Source organism: Belliella marina (genome assembly GCF_042682445.1).
In the GTDB taxonomy this organism is placed as follows: Bacteria; Bacteroidota; Bacteroidia; order Cytophagales; family Cyclobacteriaceae; genus Belliella; species Belliella marina.
The window spans coordinates 385,986-398,150 of record NZ_JBHUHR010000046.1; the positions used below are offsets into that span (position 1 = coordinate 385,986).

The following is a 12,165-nucleotide window of genomic DNA, read 5'->3' on the forward strand; positions in this document are numbered from 1 at the left end:
TCCTTTTTTGAGGGGCATCAAATTTGGGGAAAATAAATTTAAATAAAAAATCAAATTCGGCTTGATTTTCTAATAAATTGTTAGATTTCTGGAACTTGCATATGTTATTTTGCTGTCCCTCGAAAACTCAAAATCTAATTTTCCCAATCTCAACGCTCCCGTTCCTGCTTGATTTACGATTGTTGTATGCCCATATGGGTTTTTGACCAATGTTGGCTCGTCCAAGAAGGTATGTGTATGGCCTCCCAAGATTAAATCAATGCCGGAAACTTGCTCCGCCAGCTTGAGGTCATCGATTTTTTCCGAACGGTAGGCATATCCCAAGTGGGATAGGCAGATGATCAAATCACATTTTTTGCTTTTCAATTCCTGAACCATTTCTCCAGCTGTTTCCAATGGGTCTAAATATTTGGTATTGCCATAATTTTTTGTTGAGACCAACCCTTCAAGTTCTATTCCCAATGCAAACACCCCAATTTTTATTCCACCTTTTTTGAAGATTTTATAGGGTACAAAAGAACCTTTCAGAATGGTGTCCCTGAAATCATAATTGGATGAGATGATATTGAAATTGGCATGCGGGATTTGGTTTAGGATTCCCTCGAGACCGTTGTCAAACTCATGGTTGCCCAAGGTGCTTGCGTCATAACCCATTTGGCTCATAAGTTTGAGCTCCAATTCGCCGCCATAGAGGTTGAAATACGGAGTTCCCTGAAAGAAATCTCCTGAATCCAATAATAAGACATGCTCCGATTCGGCCTTTATTTTTTTGATCACAGAGGCTAATTTGGTCATCCCACCATGATTTGCATTTCTGCCACCGTCATCTGGGAATGGCTCAATCCTAGAGTGCATGTCATTGGTGTGCAGAATGGTTAAATATTTGGACGCAACAGAAAAATCAGAATAAGCCAATATGGAATTTCCCAGGCTTAAGCCCATCCCCGTCAACAAACTTTTCTTGAGAAATGATCTTCTTTGCATATCAATTATGGATTTGTCTTCCTTCGATTTGGGCATAAAGTTTTTCCCCTTTCCCTGTTTTTTTCTTGATCATATTGATCAGCATATCCCGCAAAAGGATGTTTGAGTCCTCTTTCTTTGGTAGTCCAGCCAAGAATTCCATATCATCACCTCCATTGGCTAGATAGTCATTGATGACTAGTAGATAGGTCTGGTTCTCCATGACCTCTTTTCCATTGATCTGAAAACTGAGCAATTCATCTTCTAGTCCTACGACTGAAAGACCTTGAATAGCCATGTTTTTCCTTCGTGCGATAAACTCAGCCAGATTTTTCACATCTGCCGCCTGGAGTTCCAGTATCACCAAGTAATTGTCAAATGGAGACAGTTCATAAATATGTCCCAAAGTGATTGCCCCCTCGGGTAATTCGTTTCTCATACCACCATTATTCATGAGCGAAATGTCCACTTGATACCCATATGTTTCCTCTGCAAATTCCTTTTGGATATTAGTCACAAAATTCCCAAGCAAGGATTCACCTTGACCCTTTGTAAGGGAGATTGAAGACTCTCCGATAACTTGGTTCATTTCAGCTTCCATTTCTTCCTTGTATGGGTTTACAAATGTCTGGGTTTCTGGGTCGGGTATTGCTTGCCCATCTATTTGTTCATACCCACCCTGATATTGATAGTGTAGCTGCTGCTTACATGATGTAGCCAGTATGCATAGAAGTGCAAGGTGAAGTAATGTGGTTTTATGGTATTTGATCATGATTTGCTTTGAAGAAGGAAACGGACTCAGACAAAAATAGCTATTTGAAATTTAAATAAGGCCTTTTTTATCACTCCTTTTCCATAAAATGGGATTGTTTTAGGAACTGGGGTTTTGGACTGGGAATTCAATGAAAAACCATAAATTGCATTGTGGTTATTCGTAATTCAGCCTGAAGTGAATAATTAGGTTATGGATAGATTGTAATCAAATTAACATAAAACCCTATATAAATGAGAAAAATGTTTTTAGTGTTCACCTTGGTTTATGGATGTGTCATACAGCATACAATGGCGCAGACCGATGGCCAGTCTGAGAAAATGAAGTGGTTTGAAGAAGCCAAGCTTGGCATATTCATACATTGGGGGATCTATGCGGTAGATGGGATTGATGAGTCTTGGTCATTCTTCAACGGCTATATTTCCCATGATGATTACATGAAGCAGTTGGGGGGATTTACAGCAGAACATTACAATCCCGAGCATTGGGCTCAGCTCATCAAAAAATCGGGGGCTAAGTATGCCGTCATTACAAGCAAGCACCATGACGGCGTTGCACTTTGGGATACCAAAGCAAGCGAACTTTCGGTAGTCAAAAAAACACCTGCAGGACGAGATCTGATTGCTCCATTGATGAAGGCTTTGGAAAAGGAAGGGGTCAAAAAAGGACTCTACTACTCCGTGCTGGATTGGTCCCATCAGGATTATGATAATTTCACAAGAAACAAAAAAAGGTATGAAGACGATCCCAAACGTTTTTCAAGATTTGTGGATTTCAATTTTGCCCAACTTAAAGAACTTTCTTCGACATTTACCCCGGATTTATATTGGTTTGATGGTGATTGGGAACACTCGGGAGAAGAATGGAAGAGCAAAGAGCTTTTGGAGACATTGAAATCATACAATCCCAATATCATAGTAAACTCAAGGATTGGGGGTGGATATGGTGATTATGCCACCCCGGAACAAGGCGTGCCGGTATCAAGGCCATCTGCGCCATATTGGGAACTGTGTATCACTACCAACAATAATTGGGGTTACCAAATGACAGATACTGCTTACAAGACGCCTTCGGAATTGTTGAGGATATTCGTAGGCTGTCTCCAAAAAGGAGGGAATATGTTGATGAATATTGGACCTAAAGCTGATGGCACTATTCCTGTGGAGGCTGAAAATATTTTGGAGGAATTTGGGAGATGGACAAATAAACATGAATCAGCAATTTATCAGACCAAGCCGGGGATTTCTGAAGGTCATGTGTTTGCGCCTACTACACTTTCCAGCGATAGTACCATATTGTATGTCTATTTGGATTACAAAGTCAATGAATCATTGGCTATAAAGGGACTGAAGAACAATGTAAATAGAATTTGGGTAGTTGGTGATGGAAGGAAACTGAACCATAAGTCAGTAGGGAAACAGTATTGGAGTGAAGTGCCGGGCATATTGTATATTGATATTCCGGATGAGGTATATGATCCCCAGATCACTGTATTGGCAATTCTATTGGATGGACCTATAGATCTTTACACAGAAGCTGGGCACGTGATCGAAAGCAACTGACAAGGGTGGTTTGGAGCTGGTGCCAGCTGTTTTGTAAATCAAATTTTGGGACTTTAAATTTTAGATGTTGGATTATCAAAAAGTAATAGAAGAAGTATATCAAGAGGTAGTGGAGGAGAATCCACGTGGGAAGGTAGCCAATTATATTCCGGAGCTAGCGCGAGTCAATGCAGATCAGTTTGGGATAGCATTGGTTGATCTGAAGGGTCAGGTTTATGGTGTGGGGGATTATCTAACTCCCTTTTCGATCCAAAGCATCAGCAAGGTGCATACGCTTACGATGGTTTTTCATGTATTCAAATCAAAACTCTGGTCTAGGGTGAATGTGGAGCCAAGTGGCAATCCATTCAATTCCATCGCCCAATTGGAATACGAAAAAGGGATCCCAAGAAATCCTTTTATCAATGCTGGAGCATTGGTTATTTCAGATGCATTGTGCGGTAAGTTCGAATCTCCGACACGGCAAATTCAGGATTTCATCAATGAAATATCAGGCAATACCTGTGTGAGCGTCAATCATGAGGTGAAAAAATCAGAACAAAACCATGCGGAAAGAAATACTGCCTTGGCATATTTTCTCAAAGCTTATAAAAATTTTGACAACGACATCGCAGAAGTTTTGGACGTGTATTTTTCCCATTGTGCCATGGAAATGTCGTGTGTGGATTTGGCCAGGTCATTTTCGTTTTTGGCCAATGACGGATATTCTATATTTGCCGAAAGGGAAATTGTATCTGAAAGCCATGCCCGCAGGATCAATGCGCTGATGTTGACTTGTGGGTTTTATGATGAATCGGGTGAGTTTGCGTTTCGTGTAGGGTTGCCGGGCAAAAGTGGTGTTGGTGGGGGAGTTGCCGCAGTGATGCCACACAAGTTTAGCATTGCGGTATGGAGTCCTGAATTGAATGAAAAGGGAAATTCCGTAAAAGCCGTAAAGGCACTGGAATTGTTGACTGACAAACTGGAATTTTCTTTGTTTTAGACCAAAAAAAGAGCGCTGAGATCATTCTCAGCGCTCTTTTTTAATGACTCACTCTGGGGGGATCCCTCGCCTTTAGGCGAAGACTTTAGTGTTTTTTTGCGAACTTGGAGTTTTTACTTTGTGCTCCTAGTTGTAAAAATTATAACCACAAAGATCACCAAGTTTTTCACAACATAGGAGAACACGAAGTCTCGGATGCACTTTAGTCGCCTTTAGGCGAAGCCAAACCTATCGGTCTTTAGCCGATAGTAGTTTAGTTTGATTTTTCGATTCTTACTTCTACTTTCCTATCCAAATCATTGCTGGATCTTTGAGGTCCCCGGACGACTTGTCCTCCTGATTCAAAAGCTATTTGTGAGGAATCTAAAGCATATTTCTCTTCAATGGTATTGGCAACTGCTTTCATCCTTTCATTAGCCAACCGCAAGTTATAAGCTATGTTGCCGGTATTGTCTGCATATCCTGTAAGCAAGAGCTGGTACTCCCTGTTTTCTTTGACGAAACCAATCAGGTTTTCCAGCTTTTCTATCTGGTCTTGATCAGGCTCCTTTTGGTTGACTTTGAAATAAATTATTTCCTTTGATTTCAATAATTTGAACTCAGGGTCATTCTCTATATATACAGTATCTATGACTACTTCCTGGGGGCTGACGTCTACAGAAGCTGCCTTTGTCGCTTCCATGGCCAGTCTTTCTTCTGATGCATTTTTAGCCAGCCTTTTCAGTTCGTTTTGGTCAATACCTAGATTCAAGAAGCTCCAAATTACAGCTGCATTGTTGATCCTATTGATCGTGGCGAGATCAAGTTCAGCTGCTGGCGGGGCTGCGGGAGCTTGGTCTGTATCTTTCTCTTTGTTGGAGGAAACTGCTTTGCCGACAGCTGCTCCCCCAAAAAAGGCTCCGATTGTTTGCCAAAAGTTTCGCCCGCTTCTTTCTCTTCGAACAGTTGGGGACTGGACTACCCTTTCCCTTACTACTGTTTCAGTATGATAGGTGTTGGTCGGCTGGCGTTGGAAAGAAGTGTTGCTTCGCGTTGCCTGATCAGCTGTCGCACTGCTGCCCCCCATATAGATTATCTCTCTTGGCAGGGAATTGAGACTGTCCCGCTCTGACCTTAATTTTCTGGATTCCGCTTCCAGATATTGGATTCTTTCAGTTTGATCTGAATTTTTTTTTTGAAACTCCTGATCAGCTTCAAATTCGTCTATGTTGGAAACCAAGGGTTTCGTAGTGTCAATTTCTGAAAATTGATTTTCCGTTCTATAGGTTAATGAGTCCAACTGCCCATTGTCCAGTCTGATAGGGGCTTGATGGGCTGCTATTGAATCGGAATCGATCATTTCTCCATATTCAAGGACTTCATCCCCACCCAATTCTAGATCTTCATGCAGTGCTGGGTTGGAATAAAGGCTGTCAGTGTAACCCGTCGGTGTTAGGGTGCTATCGGGTACATGCTGTCTTGCTTTGGGACGAATAAGTGGAACACTTTTGAGTTTAGAGATACTGTCTATTTCGTATTCCAATTGTGATCGACTGGTCTGAATGCTGTCTAAACTGTAGCCAATACGGGATAAGTTTTTCTCTGTAACTGCTATAAGGGAATCTTTTTCATCCCTTCGTAGCAAGGTGTCTGTAGCCAAAAGGTTTTGCTGGTCAGCAATGTTCTTTTGGATATCCAGAAGTGACCTTTCTTTTAATTTACCTTCCAGTATTTTATCTTTCCTATCGGAGATTTGTTGGTCCCAAGTCAATATAATGGTGATGTATTCCAGGTAATCTACCCTTCCGTCATCCGAAAGCTGGATATTGGTGTAGTATGTATAGGTGTTGCCAGTCCTTTCAACTTCTGGCATGACTGGTTTTTCTTGCTCTTGAACCACTTCGGTTTCCACTAGGGAAACTTCTTTTGGAATTGGTTCTTTTATCTTGGCTTGGTTATAATCAGGATATCTGGTGCTTAGTCTAGGAGCATGAAATGAGGATTTGCTTGCACCAAAATTGAATTTCAAGCCCACTCCATGATAGATTATCCAGTCATTGAGCCCATTGTTTCTACCTCTATTCATCGTAGTTGGGTCGACTACATTCGGACCAGGTTTGGCGGCATAGGCCTGAAAACTGTTGTCGTATGTCTCTCTATAAGTACCACTGACATCATCCAGATATCCAGTGAAAGAGTGGATGAAGTCGCTCTGGGCAAATATTTCCAATCTATTGCCCAGCCTCAATCGGATTCCCAAACCAAAATTTGCATAGAGGGTTCCATTGTCATAACCGTTTTCCAGTTCTGTCCTAAGGGGGCTCAGCTCGGTTTCATAAATCCCGTTGTTGACTGTCTCTGGATTTAAGTAATCGTACATATTGCCATTGTCATCAAGCAAATCCCCCTTGATATCAAAATCAAGAAATCCAAATCCCAAGGTGAAGTATGGTGCTAGTAGGGATTTTGAGGAGAGGAATTTGTCATTGTCGGTCTTGAATACAAATGACAACCCCATATCCCTTGTATTGTTCTGGAAATTCAATGCCCGATCAAAATTCCTTGAAGTGGTAAGCAGATCTCCATTCCTTTTGATGTATCGGTCACTCATTGCAAATTGATACTGTGCATAGCTGAACTGCAAACCAACTGTAGGGCTCAGTTTCTTTTCCAAGGAGATCTTGAAGGAATACTGATCAAAATAGTTTTCGTTGAAATACAGTAAATGGTGGATAGCATCCATATTGGAAAGTCCGCGAATCCTGTATGGGGTAAGGTCTCCATAGTAATTAGAGTAACCGCCACTGACACCAAGTCTCCATTCGAATTCTTTTTGTTGGCCAAAAAGTGTCGAATAGGAGATAAGGCATGCGAATATTGTGAATAGTAGCTTTCTCATGGGATTACCTCCTGTTGTTTAGCCCAACCCATAGGTTGAATTCAAGGCTTAAGCCCACATAAGGTTGGATATAATCTGTCTTATTCCCCGTATTCATATCTTCCATGTTGATCATTACAGCCCCTGCATTGAATCTCATGACGTTGAACATTTTGTATCCCAATCCGGCATAAATAGGAAGGTTTACCCAAGGGCCGGATATCTTGGTGCCATCGCCCGCTTCGTGGTTTTGGATGAATACACCGGTAGAAAATGAGGCATTGCCCAAGAATTTTTGAAAAGTCTTGTTGCCCAGTGGTAGGGAAAGTCCCAAGTATGGACCGTTAAAGTACTCGGTAGAACCAAGGGTTCTCTTTACAGCAAATGCGCCATAGCCAAAGTTTAAAGGAAGAGTTCCTGGTTTCTTTTCGGTAGGGTAGGCGCTTACTTGTCTGATGTCAACTAACGACATCAAGCTTCTGCTCAGGAATTGATCCAGTTCGTTTTGGACAGTATTGATCAACTCTTCCACATATTGGTTGGCGTACATGGCTTTTTGGTTTTCGCCATCCTTGTTGCCGAGTATGTTGAATTTGGCTCTCCTTAGCTTTAGTTTGTTCTTTTGGGCAAGTTTTTGTTTTACTAAATCACTAAATCCCGGAAAATCCCTGCCCAAAAAATGCCTGTAATCTATCAGGCCGTTTTCTACAATCTGATTCAATTGTGAGAGCATTACCTGATCATTGTTGTAGGATTTTATCCCGCCGGAAGCCACTTCCAAGTTGGCATTGATGTAGGATTCTAGATTTTTGTGAAGGGCGGTCTTTACTTCATCCATCTGGCCCTCATCGGCTTTTTCATAGAATGAAAATTCAAGATCGTAGTTGGTGTTGCTTTTGAGTGGGCTTCCAACATACAGTTCATATTGATTTACCTGAAAATCAAAAGCGGTTTTCCAAACATATGTATCAGATTGGTTTTCATTCCTTCCGGGCCTGTTCACCCTTACTTTTACAAACTCAATGTTTCTAGGTAGTGTACCTCTGATATAAAAAGGTTCTTCCGCAGGAAGTGGAACTCCGGAATTTACTTGGTTTGATACTACATCGTACTCTACTGATTTGATTTGCGCAAAAGAAATGCTGCAAACTCCCAGCGCCAATAAGATTGTAAATATTTTTCTCATAATACTTTTGTTTAAAAATTAGATTAAAAGATAGGTTTTATTTGTGTTTGTCAATTTTGTCTGAAATAAGTACATCTTCATTTTTTCTGATCTGAATCCGGTAGTAGATGAGAACTTCATCGGCTCCAGCTTGTAATACAGCATCTTGTGCTTCTTTGGCGATTCGCATCAATTTATCTTGTTCTCCTTCCATCACGGTCTCGAATGGAGTCACAACGTGGTTTACTCCTGATTTTTTTATGACTTCTATTGCTTTATCTACGAGTTCATAGCTGTCAATGGATTTGCTTTTTGGCACAATTTGAATTCCTAGATTTATCAGTTTACTGTTCATAAATGCTGTTTTATTTTGTCTGCCCAAATGGAATATCCTTTTTCGTTCATGTGCAATCTGTCTTGAATAAACAAAGCTTCGTTGGGGCTGCCATTTGTGTCAAGCATTTCGTCCCAGACCGAAATGAATGTCATATTTTTTAACCTATCGCTTAGGGATTTTGTTTTCTGGTTGAGTAGGATCATTTTAGCGCTTTTTTCCCATCTGCTTGGACTTGGTTTGGCGCTTATCATGTAAATCATGGCATTTGGGTTTTGGTTTAAAATGCCATCATAGAGGGTCTCGTATTCATTCAGGATGTTCTCGATAGGTTTGCCTGACTGGATGTCATTTTCGCCTACGTATATAAATACTTTGGAAGGGAAATACCTTAAGACGGTTTCTTCCATGTATTCGAGGACTTCATGTGTTTGTGATCCCCCAAAACCGGTATTGATGATAGTTATCTCCGGAAAGTCAGCGTCAAGACTTTTCCAAAGACGGATACTTGAGCTCCCGGTAAAAACAATCCCGCCTTTTTCAAAGGAATTATCAGGGTATTTTTCTAAAATGATTTCAATTTCAGTTTGAAAGGGTGTTTTTTGCGCATACACTTCTATGCCTAAACTCAGAAAAATTATAAAAGCAAGGTAGGTACACTTGAATTTGGTAGTCATGTTTTCTAAATGTTTAAACACATGATTTTAGAAAAATCTTGTTCATAAATGAACAGTGCCTGTTCGTATTTGAGATTTATGTATATGACAAATTAATAAATTTTGTGCAATAATTAAAGGTATGGTTTTTATTTTATCACGATAATCTGCCATTTCAAGGCAGAAAATACGGGTTAGGTCACATTTTGTTTATTTTAATTTGATTTTGGATATTTTTGGTATCGATTAGTTCGTTTTTTGAATATCCAATTCATATCATTTAGAAACATATTTATGAATAAAGTCACTCGATTCTTTTGGTTTTGTAGTGGAGCCAACTTTTCCTTGTTGAAAAGGGCACCTACAGATAGCAACAAATATTTTGGGATCGGAGGTACTATTTTCTTCACGGGATTGCTTGCAACAGTCTCGGCGGGATATGCCTTGAATACTGTTTTTCAGTCTTTGTGGTATGCAGTTGGGTTTGGTGTTGTCTGGGGCTTGATGATTTTCAATTTGGATAGGTTTATCGTTTCCAGTATGCGCAAAAGGGATAAGTCATGGTCAGAGTGGAAGATGGCTATTCCCAGGATCATTATGGCTGTTATTTTGGCTTTGGTGATTTCGAAGCCATTGGAATTGAAGATTTTCGAAAAAGAGATAAATAGAAAGCTTGATGAAAAAAAAGCTTTGATGATTGCCCAAAGTAAAGAGTCTTTAAAGAATGGCTTTACTGAAATCAATGAACTTGAGGTCCAAAAAGACAGTTTGAAGGCAGACTTGGCAACTGCAACCATGTATAGGGATAGGTTGCAGCAAGAGTATGATTATGAGAGGTTTGGGACTAAGACAGATGGCACGAGTGGAATTGTGGGGTTGGGGGCAAATGCCAAGAAGAAAGAGCAGCAGCTGGATGCAGCGCAGGCTAGTTTGGATGTTTTGGCTAAAGGACATCAGGCTAGGATTGATAATATTGATGCAGAAATCCAGAGGTTTATGGGGCTTCGGGAAGCGGAGTTTTCCAAACTGCAACCAAATATAGATGGGTTTGATGGGCTGGCGGCCAGGATTGATGCACTTTCTGTTTTGACAGGGGAAAGTAAGGCCATGGAAATGGCCAATCTTATGATTATTTTGCTTTTTATAGCAGTGGAAACCGCACCAATATTTGTCAAGCTGATTTCTCCACGAGGGCCATATGATGAGCTGTTGGATTTGGCGGAGAAGGGTGTTCAGGTATATGCAGATGAGCAAACCGTTAAATTAGTCAAGGAAAGTGAGTGGAGACTACGGACTTTTTCAAGTTAAAGCCAAGAGGTTTAGTGTGGTTATGCGACTGCCTTTTTGGCAACTTGGTCGAGTTGCTTCATGGTATTGCTTACCGATCTCCATTCACTGAAACTTATAATCCCTATGATTCTACTCAGCCTTGTGCCTGGCTTGACCATACTTTCTGCCAACCCTGAGATGATTTGGTCTCTCATATCGATGCAGGCAGGTTTATCGGTGTGGAGAAGATATTCATTGGCAAATTTCCAGGCGCCATCACGTGCGAGCTTGATGCTGAAATTGACCAAAATCTCATCCCTTCCCTTGGCAAATTGAATCAAGAATCTGAAAAGTGGTGAAATGGTACCGATGTTGTTTTTTACCCCGTCCACCAATTCCGAGAGCAAAGCGTTGATGTTGTTGAAATCATTGAGAATGCTATTGATGTTTTTGCCATCGACGGTCTCAACGGCAGCTATGCCCAAATCCAAATTGATGTGTGCATTGATGCCCAAGAGAAGATGTTGCAACACGATGTGCTTGGAATTGTTGGCGGCCTCAAAGCATGTTTTCCAGCTTTTGGTGGGACTCTGCCCATTCATAAAAGCATCATAGGCATCGATGAATCGTTTTGCAAAGATCACATCGAGCTTTTCCATCCTGGGGTTGTCTTCAAATTCGCCTTTGAGGATGCCTTCTTTGACCCGAATGGTGACTTGGCGGTAGAGAATGGCAAAATAGCCAACTCGGGATTCTTTGATGGCGCACTCTGCCACAATTTCGTCCATTCTTGAAATTACTTCGTCGATTGTCGTCATTTAGCTATTCATGATTAAAGATTCTAAAAAATCACCTACGTAATATGCCACCAAAGCGGCCAGGAAGCCCAAGGCTAAGGTTTCCCCTATACTTTTGAAAATATTTGTTTGGTTGACAAAGCTCTTCAGCCATCCCACAGTCGCAAAAGCCAGTCCTGTAAAGATGCTTGTCCATAAAAACACATCGAACCTCGTCTCCCGGTAGTAGTCATATACATAGATCATCAATGGGATAAAGCCCACAACAATAAAAGAGATCAGTGTTGCCAATCCGATTTTGAAAGGGCTTTTGGTTTCCTCCATCATATTGAGTTCATCTTTCATCATTTCATCCACCCATCTATCTTTGTCTGCGGTGATGACGTTGACTACTTCTTGGAGCAATTCCCCTTCAAAGCCTTTGGCCTTATAGATTTCCTCTATTTCTTCCCTTTCTTTTTCAGGCAGGTTGTCTATCTCCCAGTATTCTACGGCCTTATGTTTGTCGTAATTTTCCTGATCTGATTTTGAGGAAAGGTAGGCGCCCACAGACATGGAAAAGCCATCAGCAAGCAGGTTTGCAAAACCTAATATTATAATGATTGATGGATCGAGATTTGCGCCAACAGCGCCGGCTACGACCGCAAAAGTCGTGACCGCACCATCGATCCCTCCGTATACAAACTCCCGAAGGTAAACTTGGATGTTTCCAATGATTGAAATTTCTTGGTGTAGTTTGTTTTCTTTCATGCATTTAAATTAAGTAAAAATGTCATTTTCCTGCTAAGTAAAATTTATATTTCTGTTA

11 protein-coding genes are annotated in these 12,165 nt (G+C 40.9%); 3 read left to right on the plus strand and 8 right to left on the minus strand.

Features of this window, described 5'->3' with window-relative positions; all coding sequences use genetic code 11:
• Nucleotides 1-69: 69 nt before the first annotated feature.
• Nucleotides 70-984, minus strand: coding sequence for a bifunctional metallophosphatase/5'-nucleotidase (locus ACFSKL_RS20725; RefSeq protein ID WP_376888942.1), 915 nt, complete (start codon nucleotides 982-984; stop codon nucleotides 70-72).
• A 1-nt stretch (nucleotide 985) separates the two neighbouring features.
• Nucleotides 986-1,735, minus strand: coding sequence for a 5'-nucleotidase C-terminal domain-containing protein (locus tag ACFSKL_RS20730; RefSeq protein ID WP_376888944.1), 750 nt, complete (start codon nucleotides 1,733-1,735; stop codon nucleotides 986-988).
• A 233-nt stretch (nucleotides 1,736-1,968) separates the two neighbouring features.
• Here ACFSKL_RS20730 and ACFSKL_RS20735 point away from each other — a divergent pair, with 233 nt between their 5' ends.
• Nucleotides 1,969-3,297: an alpha-L-fucosidase gene (locus tag ACFSKL_RS20735; RefSeq protein ID WP_376888946.1), complete on the plus strand. Its 1,329-nt coding sequence runs from the start codon at nucleotides 1,969-1,971 to the stop codon at nucleotides 3,295-3,297.
• 67 nt (nucleotides 3,298-3,364) lie between these two features.
• Nucleotides 3,365-4,279, plus strand: a complete 915-nt coding sequence (locus tag ACFSKL_RS20740) for a glutaminase (protein WP_376889140.1) — start codon at nucleotides 3,365-3,367, stop codon at nucleotides 4,277-4,279.
• Nucleotides 4,280-4,532: 253 nt separating this feature from the next.
• On the opposite strand, the gene ACFSKL_RS20745 is transcribed toward ACFSKL_RS20740, so the two are convergent.
• From ACFSKL_RS20745 to ACFSKL_RS20760, 4 genes are read right to left on the minus strand one after another with little or no spacing between them, the layout of a single operon-like run.
• Nucleotides 4,533-7,157, minus strand: coding sequence for an OmpA family protein (locus ACFSKL_RS20745; protein ID WP_376888948.1), 2,625 nt, complete (start codon nucleotides 7,155-7,157; stop codon nucleotides 4,533-4,535).
• 4 nt (nucleotides 7,158-7,161) lie between these two features.
• The gene (locus ACFSKL_RS20750) at nucleotides 7,162-8,322 is read right to left on the minus strand and encodes a hypothetical protein (RefSeq protein ID WP_376888950.1); all 1,161 of its coding nucleotides are present in this window, start codon (nucleotides 8,320-8,322) and stop codon (nucleotides 7,162-7,164) included.
• Between the two features lie 37 nt (nucleotides 8,323-8,359).
• Nucleotides 8,360-8,656, minus strand: a complete 297-nt coding sequence (locus tag ACFSKL_RS20755) for a thiamine-binding protein (RefSeq protein WP_376888951.1) — start codon at nucleotides 8,654-8,656, stop codon at nucleotides 8,360-8,362.
• On the minus strand, nucleotides 8,653-9,312 hold the full coding sequence (locus ACFSKL_RS20760; RefSeq protein ID WP_376888953.1) for a GDSL-type esterase/lipase family protein: 660 nt from the start codon (nucleotides 9,310-9,312) through the stop codon (nucleotides 8,653-8,655). The genes ACFSKL_RS20755 and ACFSKL_RS20760 overlap by 4 nt, the downstream gene beginning before the upstream one ends.
• Nucleotides 9,313-9,585: 273 nt before the next feature.
• Between ACFSKL_RS20760 and ACFSKL_RS20765 the strand changes: the two genes are divergently transcribed.
• Nucleotides 9,586-10,599, plus strand: coding sequence for a DUF4407 domain-containing protein (locus ACFSKL_RS20765; protein WP_376888955.1), 1,014 nt, complete (start codon nucleotides 9,586-9,588; stop codon nucleotides 10,597-10,599).
• A 20-nt stretch (nucleotides 10,600-10,619) separates the two neighbouring features.
• On the opposite strand, the gene ACFSKL_RS20770 is transcribed toward ACFSKL_RS20765, so the two are convergent.
• A complete protein-coding gene (locus tag ACFSKL_RS20770) occupies nucleotides 10,620-11,378 on the minus strand; it encodes a DUF5995 family protein (RefSeq protein ID WP_376888957.1) in 759 nt (252 codons plus the stop codon).
• On the minus strand, nucleotides 11,379-12,107 hold the full coding sequence (locus ACFSKL_RS20775) for a VIT1/CCC1 transporter family protein (RefSeq protein ID WP_376888959.1): 729 nt from the start codon (nucleotides 12,105-12,107) through the stop codon (nucleotides 11,379-11,381).
• Nucleotides 12,108-12,165: the final 58 nt, after the last annotated feature.